Source organism: Allobacillus halotolerans, from assembly GCF_018967645.1.
GTDB classification, from domain to species: Bacteria; Bacillota; Bacilli; order Bacillales; family Alkalibacillaceae; genus Allobacillus; species Allobacillus halotolerans.
Genome location: NZ_JAHLZF010000002.1, coordinates 231,959 through 253,150, shown reverse-complemented (window position 1 = coordinate 253,150; position 21,192 = coordinate 231,959). Strand labels below are relative to the sequence as shown.

Annotated in this window: 19 protein-coding genes; 14 read left to right on the top strand and 5 right to left on the bottom strand. The window is 39.8% G+C overall.

All coding sequences use genetic code 11. The features are described 5' to 3' along the window. On the top strand, window positions 1–236 hold a 236-nt coding region (locus KQ486_RS02920; RefSeq protein WP_216686739.1), incomplete at its 5' end, for a zinc ribbon domain-containing protein. Window positions 237–709: 473 nt separating this feature from the next. Here the strand turns inward: KQ486_RS02920 and KQ486_RS02915 are convergent. Both KQ486_RS02915 and KQ486_RS02910 read right to left on the bottom strand, forming a co-directional pair. Next, window positions 710–1,909 (bottom strand): IS256 family transposase, encoded by a 1,200-nt coding sequence (locus KQ486_RS02915; protein WP_216686738.1) that lies wholly within the window; start codon window positions 1,907–1,909, stop codon window positions 710–712. 52 nt (window positions 1,910–1,961) lie between these two features. Continuing rightward, complete coding sequence (locus KQ486_RS02910; protein WP_216686737.1) at window positions 1,962–2,132, bottom strand: hypothetical protein; 171 nt, start codon at window positions 2,130–2,132, stop codon at window positions 1,962–1,964. A gap of 198 nt (window positions 2,133–2,330) precedes the next feature. Between KQ486_RS02910 and KQ486_RS02905 the strand changes: the two genes are divergently transcribed. The 4 genes from KQ486_RS02905 (at window position 2,331) to KQ486_RS02890 (ending at window position 5,794) form a co-directional block, all read left to right on the top strand. Further along, a complete protein-coding gene (locus KQ486_RS02905; RefSeq protein WP_246569116.1) occupies window positions 2,331–2,996 on the top strand; it encodes a cysteine hydrolase family protein in 666 nt (221 codons plus the stop codon). Between the two features lie 24 nt (window positions 2,997–3,020). Continuing rightward, entirely contained in the window at window positions 3,021–3,212 is a 192-nt protein-coding gene (locus KQ486_RS02900) for a hypothetical protein (protein WP_216686736.1), read from the top strand. 98 nt (window positions 3,213–3,310) lie between these two features. Beyond that, complete coding sequence (gene tnpB, locus KQ486_RS02895) at window positions 3,311–4,438, top strand: IS200/IS605 family element RNA-guided endonuclease TnpB (protein ID WP_216686735.1); 1,128 nt, start codon at window positions 3,311–3,313, stop codon at window positions 4,436–4,438. 81 nt (window positions 4,439–4,519) lie between these two features. Beyond that, a complete protein-coding gene (locus KQ486_RS02890; protein WP_216686747.1) occupies window positions 4,520–5,794 on the top strand; it encodes a cytosine permease in 1,275 nt (424 codons plus the stop codon). 153 nt (window positions 5,795–5,947) lie between these two features. Here KQ486_RS02890 and KQ486_RS02885 read toward each other — a convergent pair whose 3' ends face one another. Then, window positions 5,948–6,829, bottom strand: a complete 882-nt coding sequence (locus tag KQ486_RS02885) for a LysR family transcriptional regulator (protein ID WP_216686734.1) — start codon at window positions 6,827–6,829, stop codon at window positions 5,948–5,950. Between the two features lie 138 nt (window positions 6,830–6,967). Here KQ486_RS02885 and hutG point away from each other — a divergent pair, with 138 nt between their 5' ends. The 4 genes from hutG (at window position 6,968) to KQ486_RS02865 (ending at window position 12,305) form a co-directional block, all read left to right on the top strand. Then, window positions 6,968–7,912 (top strand): formimidoylglutamase, encoded by a 945-nt coding sequence (gene hutG / locus KQ486_RS02880; RefSeq protein ID WP_216686733.1) that lies wholly within the window; start codon window positions 6,968–6,970, stop codon window positions 7,910–7,912. Window positions 7,913–7,948: 36 nt separating this feature from the next. Continuing rightward, entirely contained in the window at window positions 7,949–9,604 is a 1,656-nt protein-coding gene (hutU, locus tag KQ486_RS02875; RefSeq protein ID WP_186278610.1) for a urocanate hydratase, read from the top strand. A 27-nt stretch (window positions 9,605–9,631) separates the two neighbouring features. After that, the gene (gene hutI / locus KQ486_RS02870) at window positions 9,632–10,894 is read left to right on the top strand and encodes an imidazolonepropionase (RefSeq protein WP_216686732.1); all 1,263 of its coding nucleotides are present in this window, start codon (window positions 9,632–9,634) and stop codon (window positions 10,892–10,894) included. A 70-nt stretch (window positions 10,895–10,964) separates the two neighbouring features. After that, entirely contained in the window at window positions 10,965–12,305 is a 1,341-nt protein-coding gene (locus tag KQ486_RS02865) for a YjiH family protein (RefSeq protein ID WP_216686731.1), read from the top strand. A gap of 83 nt (window positions 12,306–12,388) precedes the next feature. On the opposite strand, the gene KQ486_RS02860 is transcribed toward KQ486_RS02865, so the two are convergent. Both KQ486_RS02860 and KQ486_RS02855 read right to left on the bottom strand, forming a co-directional pair. Further along, window positions 12,389–13,570, bottom strand: a complete 1,182-nt coding sequence (locus tag KQ486_RS02860) for a spr1629 family repressor/antitoxin (protein WP_216686730.1) — start codon at window positions 13,568–13,570, stop codon at window positions 12,389–12,391. A 27-nt stretch (window positions 13,571–13,597) separates the two neighbouring features. Further along, window positions 13,598–14,350: a spr1630 family ClpXP-sensitive toxin gene (locus KQ486_RS02855; RefSeq protein WP_216686729.1), complete on the bottom strand. Its 753-nt coding sequence runs from the start codon at window positions 14,348–14,350 to the stop codon at window positions 13,598–13,600. Window positions 14,351–14,577: 227 nt separating this feature from the next. Between KQ486_RS02855 and KQ486_RS02850 the strand changes: the two genes are divergently transcribed. From KQ486_RS02850 to KQ486_RS02830, 5 genes are all read left to right on the top strand, one after another. After that, on the top strand, window positions 14,578–15,060 hold the full coding sequence (locus KQ486_RS02850; protein WP_216686728.1) for a nucleoside deaminase: 483 nt from the start codon (window positions 14,578–14,580) through the stop codon (window positions 15,058–15,060). 413 nt (window positions 15,061–15,473) lie between these two features. Further along, window positions 15,474–15,923 (top strand): hypothetical protein, encoded by a 450-nt coding sequence (locus tag KQ486_RS02845; RefSeq protein ID WP_212370542.1) that lies wholly within the window; start codon window positions 15,474–15,476, stop codon window positions 15,921–15,923. A 447-nt stretch (window positions 15,924–16,370) separates the two neighbouring features. Beyond that, the gene (gene codB, locus KQ486_RS02840; protein ID WP_216686727.1) at window positions 16,371–17,624 is read left to right on the top strand and encodes a cytosine permease; all 1,254 of its coding nucleotides are present in this window, start codon (window positions 16,371–16,373) and stop codon (window positions 17,622–17,624) included. 3 nt (window positions 17,625–17,627) lie between these two features. Next, window positions 17,628–18,887, top strand: a complete 1,260-nt coding sequence (gene codA / locus KQ486_RS02835) for a cytosine deaminase (RefSeq protein WP_216686726.1) — start codon at window positions 17,628–17,630, stop codon at window positions 18,885–18,887. Window positions 18,888–19,426: 539 nt separating this feature from the next. Continuing rightward, window positions 19,427–21,145: a sigma-54-dependent Fis family transcriptional regulator gene (locus KQ486_RS02830; RefSeq protein WP_216686725.1), complete on the top strand. Its 1,719-nt coding sequence runs from the start codon at window positions 19,427–19,429 to the stop codon at window positions 21,143–21,145. The last annotated feature ends 47 nt before the right edge of the window (window positions 21,146–21,192 follow it).

The following is a 21,192-nucleotide window of genomic DNA, read 5'->3' as shown; positions in this document are numbered from 1 at the left end:
TTGAATATAAAGCCAGGTGGTATGGTAAGAAGGTCATAACCGTTGCGAGAAACTTCCCTTCAAGCCAGCTGTGCTCATACTGTGGCTACCGCAATCAAGAAGTTAAGAATCTCGCCTTACGTGAATGGACCTGTAATGATTGTGGGAAACATCACGATCGAGATCTTAACGCAAGTAAAAATATCAAAAACGAAGCCATAAGACTTCTAACCGTAGGAACTACGGAGATAGCCTAATCAATAACTGGCGGTTACGCTGGTGTTCTTAGGAATCCCCCACTTCAAACAACCATAAGGTTGTTAAGTGACGGGTAGTTCAAAGTAAAACCTTATCTATCCTATGTTCTCAACAAACTTTATAAACTTCTTCACGTGATTATTTCATCAATGGTCAGTGAAGCGCACATTTATCGACAGTCAGGAACGCTTTATCAACAGTTAGGGAGCGTTTATCGACAGTCAGGAACGCTTTATCAACAGTTAGGGGGGAGTGTAAATTAATTTGTGTAAATGCATAACTTTTTCGATGGTAGTTTATACTGCATAGTACCCTCTGGGGGGATAAGGCAATGCTGGAGAGCACCCTGAGCACCCGAGGGGTCATACCAAAGGGGAGCGCACAGCTCTCTTTTTCTCCTTTGGGTGACAAATGCGAAAAACTCTTGGGCGATAGCCCAACATACGGAACTTAAAATTTCATTAAAAGTATTTTAAAGCCGACCCTCAAAAATGATTTTAAATTGACCTTCACATTCTAACCAACCTGGAATAGGTACAGTCCATTTTTTCATTACATCCATAGTCGCTAAATATATAATTTTCTTCAATGAATTATCCGTCGGATAAGCTGATTTTGATTTAGTTACTTTTCTTAACTGTCGATGAAACCCTTCCACTGTATTTGTTGTATAAATAATTTTTCTGATCTCAACTGGATAGGAAAAGTATGCAGTAAGCTCTAACCAATTTTCTTCCCAAGATTTAATGACTTTCGGGTATTTCGATTCCCATATTTCTTTCACGTTGTCGAATCCAAGTTCAGCTTGTTCAAGTGTTGAAGCTTTATAAACTTTTTTTAAATCATTCATAAACTCTTTTCTGTGTTTGGAAGCCACATACTTTGTTGTATTACGAATTTGATGAATAACGCAAAGCTGAATATGAGTCTGCGGAAATGTACTTTGAATGGCTTCAGAGAAGCCGGAAAGACCGTCCTTACAGGCAATCAGGATGTCTTCGACTCCTCGGCTTTTAAGTTCTGTACATACACTTAACCAGAAGCTAGCACTTTCATTTTCACCAATCCAAATACCTAAGATATCTTTGTAGCCCTCTGAGTTAATACCTAAAACTGTGTATGCAGCTTTATTGATGATTCGGTTTTCGTGTTTCACTTTAAAGTGAATAGCATCTAAATAAACAATAGGATACACGCGCTCTAATGGTCTAGACTGCCATTCTGAAATCTGAGGTAAAAGTTTATCAGTAATCTTACTAATGAGGCTTGGAGAAACATCAACGCCATATATATCATTGATGTGTGCCTCTATATCTCTAGTAGACATTCCTTTGGAATAAAGCGCAATTATCTGCTCTTCTAAACCATTAATCGATGTCTCGTAATTCTTAACAATTTGGGGCTCATATTGACCGTTCCGATCTCTTGGAATTTCCAACGGAATGTTACCAAACTTTGTTTTAATATTTTTGGGCTTGTAGCCATTTCTACTGTTCCCTGTGTAATTTCCCAGAACATTATGTTTAGAATATCCAAGATGGTCTTCAATTTCAGCTTCGAAAACTAATTGTAGGGTTTCCTTGAATAAAGATTTCATCATTTCAATAATGTCATCCACTGATTTACATTCGCGAGCTAAGTCCTTTACCGTCTTTTCTTCATATCCTTGCATAAATGATCATCTCCTTTTTATTATTAGCAGTTATGACCATTTACACAAAAATCTATACGCTCTCAGTTAGGGAGCGTTTATCGACAGTCAGGAACGCTTTATCAACAGTCAGCGAGCATTTATCGTCAGTTAGAATCTCTTTATCAACAGTCAGCGAGCGTTTATCGACAATTGGGATCGTTTTATCAACAGTTAAGGTCCGTTTATCGACGTTTAACGGCATTTTTCAATGTTCCATAATTTTTTTCTACAAATAGCTATGACATGCTTGAATTTACTTAAGAATAATTTAAAATTATCTAAAAATAAAGAAATCCATGTTGAGTCGGAAAGAATTTTACGATATTATGTTAACTATGTGAAAAAAACGTTTAGCAATAATAGTTTTTTATTAAGCGAATATGGAAGGAGAAAAAGTCACTTGCAGAACGACAAAACAGCATTGTTGCTTATCGATATGCAAAAAGAAGGTGGAACTTCTGATGTCATCGGAATGGATGACATTGTACAAAATACAGCAAATCTAATCGATAGTTGCAGGAAGAAAAATATCCCCGTTATTTACACGCGCCACATTAACCGCGGAGATTCTATTGGACTTGCCAACGACGAACCTCTTAACAAAGATGGAACACCTACCTACTATCATTCACTGACGGAATCAATTGAGATTTTGGACCAGATTAAACCGGAATCAAATGACATCGTTATTGATAAATATAGATATAGTGGATTTTATGAGTCGAACTTAGATCTGATGTTAAAAGGAATGGGTATTGAGCATTTGATTATTGGTGGAGTACTGACGGATGTATGTGTCCTTGGTACAGCGCTCGATGCTTATTATCGTGATTATCAAATTAATATTGTAGAAGATATGTGTGGCACAACTACAGAGGGCGCACATATGGCTTCGATATTAATGATGGCGAATTGGATTTACGATATGAAGATCTTTAAAACGAAACAGCTTCAAAGAAAATTAAATGGCGAAGATTATCAACTTTGGGAGACGGCAGCGCCTGATCAATTACAATTTTCACCGGATAATATGAGAGAAGTTTTCTCGAAAATAAAAAATATGTAACTGTAAAACTAAGGGAGTGGAAGTGTGTTAGCTAGTAAAGAAGAAGAACCTCGACCGAATCAAGTTGAATTAGATAAAGAATCAGTAGAGTATCATGCAACAGATGAAGTACCGATGAGTCAAAGAGATATGGGTTTTTGGGATATGGTGTTTTTATCATTAGACGGCAGAAGACTCCTTCCTCAAAAACGCGACAGCGTTTTAGCTGGGAGATGAATGCCGAAATTTAGCTAAAACCAAGAACGAACGTTCTCTTTTGTTTAGAAATATTATATAATATAAACAGACAAAACAAAAAAAGGAGTGAACAACCGTTGGTTATCAAAAAAGCTTATAAATTTCGCATTTATCCGAACAAAGTCCAGCAAAATATGATTAATAAAACCTTCGGTTGTTCACGCTTTCTGTTCAACCGAGCTTTGTTTGACGTAAAAACCACGGGTTCCTCGTTTAAGAAAACGCATTATATGAAAGAAATTCCTAGTCTTAAAAAAACGTTTCCGTGGTTAAAATCCGTTGATAGCATCGCATTACAAGCGTCTATCGAACAGTTAGATGATTCGTTCCAACGTTTTTTTAAGAAACAAAACAAGTTTCCTAGGTTCAAAAACAAAAAGAATGACATCAAAAGTTACACAACGAAAATGGTGAACAATAATATACAGCTAGATGACAATAAAATTAAATTACCGAAAATCGGATGGGTACGATTCGCTAAAAGTCGAGATGTCGAAGGCACAATTAAACGCGTAACCGTTCGAAAGAACGCTTCGGGTAAATATTTTGTTTCTATTTTAGTTGAACAAGCTAACGAGTATAAGCGCAATCATACAAACAAAAGCACTGGCATCGATTTAGGATTAACAGATTTTGTTGTTTTGAGCGATGGTTCGAAAGCCAAGAATCCTCGTCACTTAAAACATCTCGAACATAAATTAATCCGTGCGCAACGAACGCTATCTCGCCGAACCATTGGTTCGGCCAATTGGCGTAAGCAAAAAACGAAAATTGCTCGTATTCACGAAAAGATCGCTAACGCTAGAAAAGATTTTGCTCATAAACTATCTCGTGAATTAGTTGAAACTTACGATCTCATCGGCATCGAAGATTTGAGTGTGTCCAATATGCTCAAAAACAAGAATCTAGCAAAATCCATTAGCGATGCTTCTTGGAGAGAATTTGTCACAATGCTTACGTACAAAGCAGAGTGGTACGGCAGTGAATTAGTTCAAGTTGACAATAAGTATCCTTCCTCCCAACTTTGTTCTAGCTGTGAATACAAAAATACTAACGTTAAAAACCTGACCGTTCGCAAATGGGTTTGCCCAAATTGTGGTTCAAAACACGACCGGGATATTAACGCTGCCCAAAATATTAAAAAAGAGGCGAAACGCCTCTATGGTTTTAATCCGATAACCGTAGGGACTACGGGGATAGCCTGATTATTTCCGCTCAATAGAGTGGATGACCCAGGAATCTCCCTCCTCAAAACGCGCTAGCGTTTAGGTGGGAGTAGTTCAAGGATTGGTGCCAATTCCAACAACGCTTCCTGGTACTTAGGTGGATCGGTGGCTGGTGCTGCCTTTGGCGGAGCGATTCTTGTCGCATTGGTTGCCAACCCAATTGCCTATGTCATTCTTGCGATTGTCGGGTTAATGGGATATAAAATTGGTGTGTCAACAATGGCATTGACAAGACCTGCTTTCGGGATCAAAGGAAGTATATTGCCAACAAGTTTAAATACGATTGTCTTTTTAGGATGGGCTGTCGTGAATACGTTCATTGCAGTCATATCGATGAGTTTCATTTTCAGTGATTTATTCGGTTGGGCAGCTTATGGCGAACCCGGAAGTACCGGACCGATGATTTTAGGCATTATCATTATGAGTGTATTGAACTTGATTGCAATTTCTTTAGGTAGACAGTCAATTAAAGTTGTAGAACGTATTGGTATCGCCATTATTATGGTTTTAGGGATTTGGATTACGTGGATTGTTTTCCAAACGCATTCATTGACTGAAATTTTGGACTGGACACCACCGGCAGAGCATAGTATGCCGATCGGTACAGCGGTGGATGTCATGGCCGCTTTTAGTTTGGCATGGGTATTGGGGATTGCTGAATTCACGAGATATACCCGAACGCCAAAAGCTGCAACAGCAGCACCTCTATTAGGTGCAACGACTGCATTGATTTGGTTTGTTTTCGTCGGTGTCGTGGCAACAGTTGGAGCTGCAATTACGACTGGTGAATTTAATCCAGACAACTCAGACCCAAGTTCACTTGTTAGTAATCTAGGTCTTGGCTGGGTAGCGTTGGTCATGATTATCGTAGCCTGTGTCACAACAAACGTTGTTAACTTGATGGCTGCGGGAATTTCAATTACGAATGTAACGAAGAAAATCAAACCATTGCATTCGGTTTGGGCAGTGACGATTCTTGCTGGTTTTCTCATGTTGATTCCTTTGTACATGGCGAGTTTCCTCGATACATTTATGATGTTTCTTGATTATATCGGCATGGCGCTAGCTGCCTTGTTGGGTATTTTGCTTACAGATTATTTCTTCGTACGTAAGCGAAAATATGAAGTTAATCAATTGGAACTTAAAGGTGGTAAATATTGGTATTTTAAAGGCGTAAATCTACGGGCTATTTTTGTTTGGCTCGTTGGTGTCATTTTCTACTTGGTGATTAATCCATTACCTTTATTTGCAGAAACAGTTGGAGCCGTATATCCTACCATTGTCGTAACAGCTGTATTATATTTAATCGTTTCAAAAATAAACTCAAAGCAGTAAATTGGAGAATAAGCTGAGCAAACCCCAAAAAGTTAATTCAACTTTTTGGGGTGTTTTTATGCTATTAAAGATTGGTGCTTGGTATACAAACACGCAAGGAAGCACAAGAGTTAGGCATCCGTCATCAAAGACCTTTTAAAAAAAGAATAAGAGTTATTTAAAGTACGTTTCAATCATTTCAATAAATCGTTTCACAATCGGTGGCATGTACCGATTGTTTACATAAGCTAAGTATACTGTCCGTGAGATATTGTCTTCCGCAAGCGATTTGACGACTAAATTTGTATGTTTTGAGTAGGTGACATAGTTTTCAGGAACGACAGTGATGCCCAATCCTTTCTCAACTAAGCTACAGCTTGTTTCGAATCGTTCAATCTCAAATTGAATATTTGGTTGGACGCCCGCTCGATTGAACGCATTCAAAATGTCTTGTCGTGTTTGAAAACCCTCTTTGCAAACAATGAAGCTTTCATTTTCTAAGTCATGTAATTGAATTGTGCGCTTATTAGCCAACCGGTGTCCTGAAGGGATAAGTGTTACGAGCTTTTCCTCATAGATTGGCAATGTTTCAATATCATTTTGAAAAATGTTCTGGTTTGTTATGGCGAGGTGAATATCAAAGTTGTATAAAGCTTTCTCGACATCCGACAAACTTAATGTTTCCATCAAACTAACTTTTGCCTCTTCATATTCCTGTTTGAACTGCTTAAGAATTTCAGGTACGAAAAAGATCGTCGATTCGATTAAACCGATGGAAATTTCCAACGGTCCTTGTTGTTTCAATCGTTCCATTTCATCGGTTACATGCTGAAAATGTTGAAGAAATCGACGTGCCTCCTCGTACAATATTTTACCTTCATGGGTCAGTTGCAAACTCCGCGAACCTCGATTGATCAACGTTAACCCAACACTCTCTTCAAGTTTTTTGATTGTCGCACTTAATGATGGTTGAGAGATATGTAGCTGTTCGGCAGCTTTTGTATAGGTACCAGCTTCAATAAGTGCAACGTAATAGCGTAATTGTCTCGTATCCATTTCTACTTTTTCACCACCTATAGTTAAAAGTTATCGAAATATAGAAAATATGTATTAGCAATTATATCACAAATAAATTACACTAATTACAATAGTAAATATATTCTGAAATTGAGTTTGAAAGGAGAATTACGCAGCATGCGAGCAGAGGAGGATCTCTGGACGGGGAGAATTGACAGTCATGAGAACCCAGACAGTTTCAGATTACACCAAGTCGTTGAGCAGATGAGCGTAGACCAATTGCAAGATAGCGACCCATACTTTGCTTTCATCGGTTTTGAGAGTGATGAAGGTGTGCGAAGAAATAAAGGCCGACAGGGGGCTTCGAAAGCGCCGGATGCAATTCGTAAACATCTTGCTAAAATCCCGAATCATTTCAATACACAGCTTATCGATGTAGGGAACGTCGTGTGTGAAGGACGTGATTTGGAAGAAGCACAATCCTCTTTAGGTAATCAAGTGGCCAAGTTACTCGGAAGTCATGGGACACCAATTATTTTAGGTGGGGGTCATGAAACGTTATACGGTCATTACTTAGGGGCAAGAAAATATCTTGGAGCAGATCAATCGCTAGGAATCATCAATATCGATGCACATTTTGATTTGCGCAATGACGCGGAACCTTCATCAGGCACAATGTTTCGTCAAATATTGGAGCAGGATCCAAAAGCGGGTTATTTGTGCTTAGGCGTTCAACGATTCGGTAACACACCGGCATTGTTTCATACAGCAGATCAATTAGATTGCGAATATGTGCTAGAAGAAGAGCTGGAGCATAACAATTTTGAAGATACGTTTAATGTAATTGATACATTTTCAGATCGATTTGACCATATCATTTTAACGCTATGTACCGATTCGATTATTGCTTCATCCGCGCCAGGTGTCAGTGCTCCTTCGCCGACAGGTATGGATCCGAAAACGGTGAAAAAATTATTGCATCATATTTCCAGAAGGAAAAATTTATTGAGCTTTGATATTTCTGAGGTTAATCCAACGCTTGACCATGATGAGCAAACGGTTCGTCTGGCGTCTTATTTAGTGGCAGAAGTGATGGCAGGAATGGATTCTTGGAAAAAATGAAAACGCTTTAAATAACGTAACGGGAGGATTGAGTCCATGAATAAAACGGCAGTTGAGCAATTTCAAGGGACAGAGCTACATACGAAAGGATGGCTTCAGGAAGCGGCATTGCGCATGTTGAACAATAACTTGAATCCAGAAGTTGCCGAAAACCCGGATGAGCTTGTTGTTTATGGAGGAATCGGTAAGGCGGCAAGAAATTGGGATAGTTACCACGCGATTGTGAAAGAGCTGAAGCAGCTTGAGAATGATGAAACACTGCTCATTCAATCAGGCAAGCCTGTCGTCGTTTTCAAAACTCATGAAAATGCACCGAGAGTCTTGCTGGCAAACTCCAATTTGGTTCCCGCTTGGGCGAACTGGGAGCATTTTAATGAGTTAGATCAAAAAGGATTAATGATGTATGGGCAAATGACGGCAGGAAGCTGGATCTATATCGGCAGTCAAGGAATCGTTCAAGGGACGTATGAGACGTTTGCTGAATGTGCGCGTCAGCACTTCAATGGTAGTTTACAAGGAACAATCACGCTTACTGCTGGATTAGGTGGTATGGGAGGAGCCCAACCGCTCGCGGTGACGTTGAACCAAGGGGTATGTATTGCAGTCGAAGTTGATCAGCACCGGATCGACCGCCGAATCGAAACAAAATATCTTGATACACAAGCCGAAGATTTATCCGATGCGCTTGAACTGGCAAAAAATGCTCGTGAGCGTGGTGAGGCGTTATCCATTGGCTTACTAGGCAATGCAGCGGAAATTTTACCTGAAATGATTGAGCGAGGGTTTGTTCCAGATGTTCTGACAGACCAAACGTCTGCCCATGACCCGAAAAACGGTTATGTTCCAACAGACTTGACATTAGACAAAGCCAATCAATTAAGAAATGAAAATCCTGAAAGGTACACTGAACTTTCTAGAAAAAGCATCGCAAAACACGTAGAAGCGATGCTCGATATGCAGAAGAAAGGTGCGATTACCTTTGACTATGGAAACAACATCCGTCAGGTAGCTAAAGATGAAGGTGTTGAAAACGCCTTTGATTTCCCAGGCTTCGTTCCCGCCTATATCCGACCACAGTTTTGTGAAGGAAAAGGGCCGTTCCGCTGGGTGGCTTTATCGGGAGATCCGGAAGATATTTATAAAACAGATGAAGTCATTTTAAAGGAGTTTAGTCACAACGAATCACTTTGCAATTGGATTCGTATGGCGCGTGAAAAGATTAGCTTCCAAGGGCTTCCTTCACGCATTTGTTGGTTAGGTTATGGCGAACGTGCCCGTTTCGGAAAAATCATTAATGACATGGTGGCGAGCGGCGAATTGAAAGCTCCGATTGTAATTGGTAGAGACCATTTAGATTCCGGTTCAGTCGCATCGCCAAATCGTGAAACAGAGAGTATGAAAGATGGTAGTGACGCGGTCGCTGATTGGCCAATTTTAAACGCACTGATTAATAGTGTCGGCGGTGCGACCTGGGTAAGTGTACACCATGGAGGCGGCGTCGGAATGGGCTACTCGTTACACGCCGGGATGGTCATTGTCGCAGATGGAACGAAAGAAGCGGAACAACGACTGGAACGCGTATTGACGACAGACCCAGGGATGGGTGTTGCGCGTCATGTCGATGCAGGCTACGAATTAGCGGAGAAGACGGCACGTGAAAAAGGTGTTCATATCCCATTACTAGATCAATAAGTCATTTCATAGAGAAGGAGAATTCACATGTCAGAACTACTACTTATCAAAAATGCATCACAGCTAGTGACGACGAAGGGTTATTCTAACCAACCCGCGAAACGAGAAAAAATGAGCGACTTAAGGGTAATTGAAAATGGCAGTGTCCTGATAAAGGATGGAACGATTCAAGCAGTGGGAATGCTTGAGGATATCGAAAAAGACCATGCGGAGTTAGTTGCTCAATCAAAGGTAATCGATGCGACTGGTAAGCTAGTAACGCCAGGATTAATCGATCCACATACACATCTCGTTCATGCAGGTACGCGAGAGAATGAATATGCGATGCGCCTCAAAGGCAAAACCTATATGGAAATTATGAATGCTGGTGGCGGGATTCATGCAACGACTGAAGCGACGAAGGAAGCAAGCTTCGATCAACTTTATGAAGAGTCGAAGAAGCGGCTCGATACATTCTTTGAGTATGGAGTCACAACCGTAGAAGCCAAAAGTGGCTACGGACTTTCCATTGAGCATGAGATGAAACAACTGGAAGTAGCGAAAAAGCTTGCTGAAGACCATGAGATGGATATCGTTTCTACCTTCATGGGTGCGCATGCCATTCCGATGGATGAAAAGGAAAACCCAGAACCATTCGTCAACCGTGTCATTGAAGAGATGATTCCTGAAGTGGCCAAGAAAGGGTTAGCTACATTCAATGATGTGTTTTGTGAAAGAGGTGTATTTACACCTGAGCAATCACGGCGTATTTTACAAGCTGGAAAAGAACATGGTCTCATTCCGAAAATTCATGCCGATGAAATCGAACCATACGGTGGAGCAGAATTAGCCGCTGAAGTCGGAGCCATTTCAGCTGACCATCTATTGAAAGCTTCTGATGAAGGAATCCGACAAATGGCAGAAAAAAATGTCATCGGTGTGCTATTGCCAGGAACAGCATTTTTCTTGATGGCTGAGTATGCCGATGCAAGGAAGATGATCGACCAAGGCGTTGCTGTAGCCCTATCGACAGATGCCAATCCAGGTTCATCCCCGACATTGTCTTTGCAATTCATTATGAACCTAGGCTGTTTGAAAATGGGCATGACTCCAGAAGAAGTGTTGGTCGCAACAACGATTAACGCTGCACACGCCATTGGTAAAGCAGAACAAATCGGTAGTTTGGAGGTGGGAAAACAAGCGGACGTAGCTATTTTCGGTGTGTCGAACTATCTCAAACTATCGTACAACTATGGCATGAACCATATTGACCAAGTAATTAAAAAAGGAAAAGTAGTCGTAGAAAACTAGATGTTATGTTGTGCAGCTCTGTTAAATCTTAAAGATTTTTAACAGAGCTTTATTTTACCTATGGGAGGTTATGCAAATGGAAGCAGAAAAGCAAGTGCATCAACCACAGGAGGAGCACCACACGAATTGGCATAATATACTTAAGTTTATCGGTTACAGTTTTATAGGAGCGTTTATGTTTTTCATTCCCATTACGATCAATGGTTCATCGAGTATTATGCTTGATCATATGGTGACATTTATTAGAGAGAATTTCACAGCTGCCGTACCGTACTATATTCTAGCGGTTATCGTTTTCGGAGCGATTTACCCCTTTGCGAATAAAACGTGGAACAAAAATAAAGTCGTTATTGGCTTATCGATGTTTAAGATAGCTGGAGCCATATTCGCCTTCATGCTCGTGTTCGATTTCGGACCAGCTTGGCTCTTCAATCCAGGTTTAGGTCCATTTCTTTTTAATAACTTAGTTACTTCAGTTGGCGTCTTAGTCCCAATCGGTGCAGTCTTTTTGGCTTTGTTAGTCGGTTATGGATTTTTAGAGTTCATCGGTGTCTTGGTTCAGCCGATCATGCGACCTGTTTGGAAAACACCGGGTCGATCAGCAATTGATGCAGTGGCTTCATTCGTAGGAAGTTATTCAATCGGGATGTTGATCACCAACCGCGTGTATAAAGAAGGGAAGTACACACTGAAAGAAGCGTGGATTATCGCAACTGGATTCTCGACAGTGTCAGCAACATTCATGGTGGTCGTAGCCAGCACGCTAGACATTATGCACATATGGAATACGTATTTTTGGGTCACATTGTTTGTTACTTTTCTTGTAACCGCTATCACAGTTAGAATTTGGCCATTAAACATAGTCAGTGAAGACTATTACCAAGGGCAAGAGGGAACTCCAGAAGTTCAACCTAAGGGAAATCGACTCAAAGCTGCGTGGGATGAAGGGATGTCTGTCGCAAACGATTCCTTACCATTACTGAAAAACGTCTGGATCAATTTCAAAGATGGCGTTATTATGGCAGCGTCCATTTTGCCAACCATTCTGTCTGTCGGACTTTTAGGATTAATCCTATCTACTTACACACCTGTATTTGATATAATCGGCTATATTTTCTATCCATTTACGCTATTGGTTCAACTTCCAGAGCCTTTATTGGCAGCCAAAGCAGCAGCTGTAGAAATCGCCGAAATGTTCTTGCCGGCATTGATGGTTGTGGATGCCTCTTTAGTAACGAAATTTGTCATGGGGGTTCTATCCGTTTCAGCGATTATTTTCTTCTCTGCAACGATTCCAACAATCTTGGCAACGGATATCGAAGTCAGTATTCCTAAGTTGATTATCATTTGGATCGAACGAACAATTCTTACGATTTTGATCGCAACACCGATCGCTTTTTTACTGCTTTGACGGGAGATTCAATTGAATTAAATAACAAGAAAAAAGGTAGACCCATTGTAATAGGGTTCTACCTTTTTTAGTTACAGAAGATTTTATGAATTTTCAACATGTAACAGTTCAAAGTCATAATCCTTTTTTAGATAATTATTAAAAAAATCTACTTCAATACCGGTTATTCGGTTAAAAAATTGAACTTCTACCATCCAGTCTTTCTCCATCATCTCACGTAGATCAATTAATTCCTTTTTAGTCACTAAATCAATAATTGATTTAATTTTGTGCGGTCTTTGAATCGATAAAGATTCGTCGAGTGGTTCTCTTTTTAGATAATCTTTTCGATGTAAGGCAGCATAAAAATTACGGTGATTTTTGGAGTCCAGTATACCTAAATTAGCCGCTCTATAACCTAAAACTTGAAGTGATGTTTTCCATTTCTTTTTTAAATCTAAATAAGCATCGGGATTAGTAACACGAGAAACTGTTTCCATATCTTGCAAGAAAGACTTTTTTGGTAATAAAAAAGCACCCGCAAAAAGATTTGCTTCATTTTCTATATTTTTATGTTCTTTTGTATCAAGGTTAGTGAATTCAACTTTATAATGAAGAAGCAAATGACCAAGCTCATGTGCAATATCGAAGTTTCTTCGAACAGAAGACCTTTTCATATTACCTAAAATAATGAAAGGTCGGTCACTGTTAGTCCATAAACTATAAGCATCGATTTCTTCTCCAATTGCTTTTTCAAATATAAAGATACCGCTTTTTTCAACTAAAAACATCAGGTCATCATTTGTGTCATCTCGAAACCCTAGTTTGCTTCGTGCAATTTCAGCTACTGTGCTTATTTGTACTTCTCGATCATCGGATGTCGTATTTAGATAGTTAATAACTTCGTCTCTTAGTTGAATGATTCTTTGAGTAGGAAGAGATAATTTCGTCGTAAGATAATTAACAAAGCTATCCAGATATTCAATGTGTTTGGCTTCTGCTTGTGTCTTTGAAATTACATTTTTTATTTTAGACCGGTATGCAATGTTCATAACTGGGATATTACTTGGTTCACAGTATCGATTCAATACGTCACTTTTATAAAAGAATTTGCTTTTTACGTTAAAGATTGACTTCAAATCATTAACTATTTGCATTTTAGGAGACGTGTAATTATTTTCGTATTGCCAGATGGCTTGCTCTGTTACATTCAACTTTTCAGAGAGCTGTTTTCGTGAATATCCGTGCATGATGCGAAGGTTAGCTAAATTTTCACCAATAAACATAAAGCTCCCCCTTACTAAAATAAAAAATTAATTACTTTCTTCTTCGTTCTCATCCTCAATGATTCCTATATCATATGCTGCAGGGTCAATTATATCACTATCTTGATCTGGTGCAATTACTTCACGTTCCTCATCTGTTAATTCTGCACCTGAGATATATTTTGACAGGTCCTCGATTCTGTATGCAATGTTATTCGTCGGGTTGGGTATATAATGAATGATTTCAGAGATTTGATATGCGTCGTCAATGCTGTACGTTAGGATGTGGAATTCATTATAGTCTTTTTGAATTTTTTCTAAATCATCTCTTATTTGTTTCTCGGGTATAAATAAAGATAGTTGCTCAGTTATTTCATATTCACTTTTGGGTTGATAGTCAGACGTAAATTCAATATGTTGGTTTATTTTTGATAGTTCGTGTAGGTAGGTTCTACGAGGGCCCTTACTTTTCTGCTGATTGGGTAATAAAGCCTGTGAGAAGTTATCTTCGTTAAAATAAGCTGCATTTTTAATGAGAAAAAGTTTTTTTGTATCTTCATGAATAAATTGCAAATAATCCCATGTTAATCCTGCCTTTGCGAACTTGTATTTTAGACTAAGAAGAGGGCTGATTTGTGCAATTTTACTTTCTATGAAGTTTCCTTTTGTCCAAGCAAAGGCAGAACTAATTGCCATAATTTCGTGACGGTCTTTACGATGTTCAATATACTCCCGATACCCTTCAACAATACCATTTACAATCATTTGACTATCTTGCGGATTAAATTTAAATTGATTCAAATCTAACACTCCCCCTGAAATTATTCTTGGTATCATTTTACATGAAATAAATTAAAAATAAAATGATTTTTGTTTTATTTTTTAAAGTTTTAATGATAATTGTTTATTTTTATAAATTATATAGAACTTAGTAATTATCCTATTGCTTGATAAGCGTATAATGTGTTCGCCATCTAAAAGTATGCTAACTTAAATGTTGGTAATAAAAATATTGAGGGGGCTTTCCGATGATTACTGAAGTGGATATAAAGCACTTACGCCGTTGTGTTGAATTAGCTAAAGAGGCGCTCGATAAAGGAGATGAGCCATTCGGTTCTGTTCTTGTTTCTGCGGATGGGAAGGTACTCCATGAAGACCACAACCATGTGGCTGGCGGAGATCATACCCAGCACCCGGAGTTTGCTTTGGCGCGCTGGGCGGCGAATAATATGAGTCCTGAGGAAAGAAGCAAGGCGACGGTTTATACGTCTGGTGAGCATTGCCCGATGTGTGCGGCGGCTCATGGTTGGGTCGGTCTAGGACGAATTGTATATGCGAGCTCGTCTGAGCAATTGGTGGAGTGGATGAATGAAATGGGAGTTGGGCCTTCACCGGTTCGGAACCTTTCAATTCAAGAGGTGATTCGTGACGCGGTAGTAGATGGTCCTGTCCCTGAGTTGGCAGAGGAAGTCCGTGAGCTTCATGTTCAGCTTCATCAGAAGAATCTTTAATTGGCTGAGTAAGTAGGGTGAATGTTAAGTATCGTTACTGGATAACTGGCTTTTTTTGTATTGGAACACTAGGTATTTTTCAAATGTATGAGCGTTCAGTTTATCGAGTTGGTGAGCTGGGGTATGAAGCACTTTACGCTTGTACAAAGGTTTAAAGAGTAGATCAGAATTGTCGTAATGACAAATGGAAGTAAAGAACCGATTCCTAATTAAAAGTTGGAGTTATAGATTCTGGATTTAATTTGATCATCATAATTTAAACTTAAAAGTGATGGCTCTGTTAAAGTTTAATATGGAAAGACTGTAACATATTATCCAAGAGCAACATCTACAGGTAAACCAACTCTGCAATATCCAGCATCAAACTCGAGGGTTTGGGACAAAATTAGATATAAATAAGGTAGTTGATTATAATGAAGAAAAAAAATGGAGAAAAACTCCATGTTTGGCAACCTGACATGACTTTAAAGGGTAAAAACCCATCAGAAATAGTTATGGAGGAAGTGGCTTGCAAGCCCGATTCATTGACCATAATTTTCAAAGACTTTTATAGTAATAGAATAAAAATTGTGTATGATCAGGAATGCCCTTTAGAGTACGTTGTTTGGAGCTTTCGGTATGGAACGGAGATAGGGAGGTCAGATTTGAGTAGGTTAGATCAAGATTTTTCCTATTTAAATTCAGATGAATCCCCATATTTTTTTAAAGTATCTAATTCTTCCTATATTAAGTCATTTGACGATAACCATATAGCTAATAAACAACTTTATCCCACAGTAGAGCATCATTTATATCTGACTGGAGATGATGTTTTTGAAGTAATATCAAACTACGAACCAAAAATAATTAAATACTATGGCTGATAATAGGAGTTTAGACGTTTCAAAAGTGATACATGTAGACCTAAATTTGCCACTACACTAAACCGTACGGATGTAGGATTCACTTGTTTACAATTTACCGATTCAAGAGGTGGTTCGCGACGCGGAGATAGATGGTCCGGTCCCTGAATTGGCCGCGGAAGTCAGTGAGCTTCATAAGAAGAATTTTTAAACTAAGCCCAACTTCATCTTGACAATCGACGATCACATTGCAATAATGAGTACAATCACATATGGGTACCTTTAATTCAGTCCAGAGAGACTGACAAGGACAACGGTTTAGAAATGGGATACGTGTATGCAAGTTGCAGGACGTCATTCTATTTCTAAAAGCTTCTTGTCGGTCGGGCAAGGAGCTTTTTTTGTGCGAAAATCTGTGAATCTCCTTGTTCGACTTGGTGCCAGTGAAAAGACAAGGGGGAATTGAATATGGATCATGAATTTTCATTACGTGCAGTACCACAATCTCATCGGGTCGGTTTTATGAAAATGTTTGCGGTGATGATGGGATTAACGTTTTTCTCAGCAAGTATGTTGTCGGGTGGCGAACTAGGATTGGGATTAACCTTCCAAGAGTTCATTTGGATGGTGTTATTAGGAAACTTAATTCTTGGGCTATACACGAGTGGCTTAGCGTATATGGCTGCAAAAACGGGTTTGTCGACACACTTGCTTGCAAGATACGCATTTGGTGAAAAGGGTTCGTATTTAGCTTCATTTTTACTAGGCGCAACACAAGTCGGTTGGTTCGGTGTGGGCTTGGCAATGTTCGCTGTTCCTGTACACAAGGTGACAGGCATTGATATGTGGCTGTTAGTCATCCTTTCAGGTATTGTCATGACGGCATCCGCGTTTTATGGCATGAAGGCCTTGGCCATTTTAAGTTTTATAGCGGTTCCTGCCATCGCCATTATCGGAAGTGTATCCATTGGAATTGCAGTTGATGATCTAGGTGGCATCGCTCAATTAGCTAACTATCAACCCGAAACGTCATTAGGACTCGCCGCCGCATTAACGATTTGTGTTGGATCGTTTGCGAGTGCAGGAACATTGACTCCTGATTTCGTTCGGTTTGCGAAAACGAAAAAATCAGCCGTCATCATTACATTGATTGCGTTTTTCATCGGAAATTCGTTGATGTTCTTATTCGGTGCAGTTGGGGCAATCGCTACTGGATTTGGAGACATTTCAGAGGTCATGTTTGTGCAAGGGTTAATTGTTCCAGCGATTATCGTTCTCGGGTTAAACATTTGGACGACGAATGATAACGCGCTATATGCATCTGGCTTAGGCTTTTCGAATATCACGAAAATGAAAAAAAGCAAGCTCGTCATTATCAACGGAATCATCGGAACAATCTTTGCGATGTGGTTATACAATAATTTCGTCGGCTGGTTATCCTTATTAGGAGCTGCCCTACCGCCAATTGGCGCGATTTTACTTGCGGATTTCTTTATTTTAAGAAAAGGACACTATGCACCACTGAAAGAGACAACATTCCAAGCTGTTCGGTGGCCGGCGATTATCGCGTGGGTTGGTGGATTTGCGGCCGCGCAGTTTCTTCCAGGGATTCCACCACTAAATGGCATGATCGGTTCGGTGATCTTATTTACAGGTTTAACATTCATCATTGAACGCGTTATGGGAACGAAAACGAGTGTCATTGTAGGAAAAGAGGTTTAATAAATGATTATTCAAAATGCTTCACTAGCAAAACGAGAAGGTTTATGGAACATTTATATCGAAAATGGAATTTTTAAAAAAATCGAAACAGCTAAGCCGGTCGATGGCGCAATGGACGTAGGTGGCAAGCTTGTCAGCGCACCATTTATTGAGCCGCATATTCATTTGGATACGACACTGACAGCAGGTGAGCCAAAGTGGAATGAGAGCGGCACATTATTTGAAGGCATTGAAACATGGGCTGAGCGAAAGAAATCGTTAACGATTGAAGATGTGAAACAACGAGCGACAAAAGCGATTCAGTGGCAGATCAGTCAAGGAATCCAACACATTCGTACGCATGTAGACGTTTGTGATCCAAAATTAACAGCTTTGAAAGCTTTGATCGAAGTGAAAGAAGAGATGAAGGACTATGTCGACCTTCAGTTGGTTGCTTTCCCTCAAGAAGGGTATTTATCTTATCCGAATGGAGCAGAGCTTGTGGAGGAAGCGTTACAGATGGGGGCGGATGTCGTCGGTGGCATTCCGCACTTTGAGTTCACCCGTGAGTATGGTGTGAAATCGATGAAAATTGCATTTGACCTAGCCGAAAAATATGATAAGCTCGTCGATATTCACTGTGATGAAATTGATGATGAGCAGTCGCGTTTTGTTGAAGTTGTTGCGACAGAGGCGTTTGAAAGAGGGCTAGGCAACCGAGTGACAGCAAGCCACACGACGGCGATGCATTCGTATAACGGGGCATATGTATCGAAATTAATGAAGATCCTAAGTCTCTCGAATATCAACTTTGTTGCGAATCCACTCGTCAATACGCACTTACAAGGTCGGTTTGATGATTATCCGAAACGTCGTGGTGTAACCCGGGTGAAAGAATTGACGGAAGCGGGCCTTAATGTTTGCTTTGGTCATGATGATATCGTCGATCCGTGGTATCCGATCGGAACGGGGAATATGTTGCAAGTACTGCTTATGGGGATACATGTGACCCACTTGATGGGCTACCACCAAATCGTTCATTCATTTGATTATATTACAGAAAATAGCGCGGTTACTTTAGACATCCAAGATCAATACGGAATTGAAGAAGGTAAGCCGGCGAATTTTATTATCTTGAATGCGACGAATCGATATGATGCAATTCGAACACAAGCAGAAGTGCTAGCTTCTTATCGAAACGGAAGAAAAATTGCAGAAACAAAACCAAAAGAAATGTCATTGTTTTTAGATGATGAGAAACGTATTGACTATAGCTTAAATTAACAATCTTCAGGATTAAAATGAGCCGAAGAGCAACAGAACAATTCAATTATTTATTAAAGATAAAGTTAACCACTACCCACGATTGGAACCTTTCTATTCGTGGGTACTGTGCGTTTTTTACTCGCTACCTTTGATTAGTGCGCTTCTGTTCGAAGATAGCGCATGATTTTTTCTCTCTATGCCTGAATAGTCCATCATTGGATCTTATGACTTCAGCATTAATTTGCGCGGCTTCAGTGTTAATTCGTGTGGCTTCAGTGTTAAACCACGCACCTTCAGTGTTAATCTGCGCGTCTTCAGTGTTAAACCACGCATCTTCAGTGTTAATTCGTGCACCTTCAGTGTTAATCCACGCCGCTTCAGTGTTAATTCACGCGTCTTCAGTGTTAAACCACACCGCTTCAGTGTTAACCCACGTGTCTTCAGTGTTAATCCACGCCCCTTCAGTTTCTTAAAAAATCCCTCCCGTAAAGCATGACACCAAAACCACTTTATGGCATAATACAATTGTTGAAATATGCAACGGATGAGGGGTTTTTATGATTAAGGTTTTACTCGTAGCACCATATAACGGTCTGGCCGAAACAGCGAAGAATATCGAGGTTCCAGATGATATTCAATTGGATACGACAGTAGCAAACTTGGAAAAGGGTGTCATTGAAGCCAAGCGTGCGGAAGAGCAAGGCTATGACATTATTATCAGTCGTGGTGGAACGGCGTCACTGATTCAAGAATCCGTTTCCATTCCTGTCGTACACATTGATATTACTGGTTACGATATGCTTCGTGTGTTTACCTTGATCAGTGGGGTGAAATCTGGTGTAGCTCTCGTAGGTTTTAAAAATATATCTGAAGGTTCAGCGACTATTTGTAATATTTTAGATTTCGACGTAAAAATGGTTACCATACAGTCATCAACTGAAGTGCAAGCTAATTTAGAGCGGCTAAAACAAGAAGGATTCACTGTTGTCATTGGTGACGTTATAACGATCGAGGTTGCTCAGCGGCTTGGTTTACGAGGTGTTTTGATTACTTCCGGAAGAGAAGCGATTATGAATGCCATCGACGAAGCAAAGCGAATCCACCACTTCTTTCGAAGAGTTAATTATCGCCATCATATTTATCGGCAAGTCCTTAATGAGATGCCCCTTCCGGTGATGTTAGTGGATGAAGAGGGGAAAGTTCTCGAACAAAATGGTTCATTTGCCGAAATAGACCCAACGAAGAAGTTGGTACATGCAGAATCGTTTATCCAACTTGTCAGAAGAGTTCTTGATCAACAACAAATTCAGTGGCAAGAAATCAAATGTGAATCGCGTATCTATCAACTCCAAGGTTTTCTCGTTAGCAAGACAGAGAAGATTGTTGGAATTCAATTGAATGCAACTACGTATAATCCTAACGGGCAGCAAGTGATATCTATGATGAGCGACCCAGCAAATCAACCACTGATTGGAGACAGTGATCGCGTGCACCAACTTGAAGAGAAGATTGGTCATGCAGCGGCGACTGACGAAATGACTTGTATTGTAGGAGAGAAGGGAACAGGGAAGTTTACAGTCGCCAAACAAATTCATTTTAAACGTTTTGATCAAACCGCACCAATTTTAGAGATTCAAGGATCGCTATTTACGAATGAAAGCTTTACCTATTTAGAGGAAATACTTCACTCGTTGACAAGTGGAACAGTGATTGTGAAAAATATGGATTTGATTTCTTCCGATGTCCAAAGAGATCTCGTATACCGATTGACCGGCTTATCGAAGAGAATTAAAATCATACTTTTACAGGAAGAATTGCTGGAGACCGATGCTGTGAGCGATTACGATGACGAAATCATTTACCTTCCACCACTCCGAGAGCGTAAAAAAGATATATTGGCTTTTATTGATTATTTCTTGACAGAGATGCACATGGAAAAGGGAAGTGAAACCGTCGGGGTAAACGATCAGGCCGCTCAATGCTTGCTACAATATGATTGGAAGGGAAATATTCCAGAATTACGAGCGGTTGTGAAACAATTAAGTAGTTTAGCGAATGGATATTATATTGATGTCCCCGATGTTAATAAGGTTATGAATAAGCTTTCTGCATCAAATAACTCAGTGAAACCATTAGCGATGGAAGGTACATTAAAAGAAATTGAAAAGCAGGTCATCCAGCAAGTGTTGACGGAAGAAAATCAAAACCAAACGAAAGCAGCAAAAAGGTTAGGAATCAATCGTTCAACATTGTGGCGGAAATTAAGGGATGAATAATAAAAAATAAAAATATAGGGAACCAATAAAAAAGAGGATCTTCTAAA

Excerpts from the sequence above, each read along its gene's own strand:
- codB (WP_216686727.1), top strand. The coding sequence starts at position 16,371 with ATGGATCATGAATTTTCATTACGTGCAGTACCACAATCTCATCGGGTC.
- codA (WP_216686726.1), top strand. The coding sequence starts at position 17,628 with ATGATTATTCAAAATGCTTCACTAGCAAAACGAGAAGGTTTATGGAAC.
- KQ486_RS02885 (WP_216686734.1), bottom strand. The coding sequence starts at position 6,829 with ATGGATACGAGACAATTACGCTATTACGTTGCACTTATTGAAGCTGGT.
- hutI (WP_216686732.1), top strand. The coding sequence starts at position 9,632 with ATGTCAGAACTACTACTTATCAAAAATGCATCACAGCTAGTGACGACG.
- KQ486_RS02910 (WP_216686737.1), bottom strand. The coding sequence starts at position 2,132 with ATGCCGTTAAACGTCGATAAACGGACCTTAACTGTTGATAAAACGATC.
- KQ486_RS02850 (WP_216686728.1), top strand. The coding sequence starts at position 14,578 with ATGATTACTGAAGTGGATATAAAGCACTTACGCCGTTGTGTTGAATTA.
- KQ486_RS02865 (WP_216686731.1), top strand. The coding sequence starts at position 10,965 with ATGCAAATGGAAGCAGAAAAGCAAGTGCATCAACCACAGGAGGAGCAC.
- KQ486_RS02845 (WP_212370542.1), top strand. The coding sequence starts at position 15,474 with ATGAAGAAAAAAAATGGAGAAAAACTCCATGTTTGGCAACCTGACATG.
- hutU (WP_186278610.1), top strand. The coding sequence starts at position 7,949 with ATGAATAAAACGGCAGTTGAGCAATTTCAAGGGACAGAGCTACATACG.
- KQ486_RS02830 (WP_216686725.1), top strand. The coding sequence starts at position 19,427 with ATGATTAAGGTTTTACTCGTAGCACCATATAACGGTCTGGCCGAAACA.
- KQ486_RS02860 (WP_216686730.1), bottom strand. The coding sequence starts at position 13,570 with ATGTTTATTGGTGAAAATTTAGCTAACCTTCGCATCATGCACGGATAT.
- hutG (WP_216686733.1), top strand. The coding sequence starts at position 6,968 with ATGCGAGCAGAGGAGGATCTCTGGACGGGGAGAATTGACAGTCATGAG.
- KQ486_RS02915 (WP_216686738.1), bottom strand. The coding sequence starts at position 1,909 with ATGCAAGGATATGAAGAAAAGACGGTAAAGGACTTAGCTCGCGAATGT.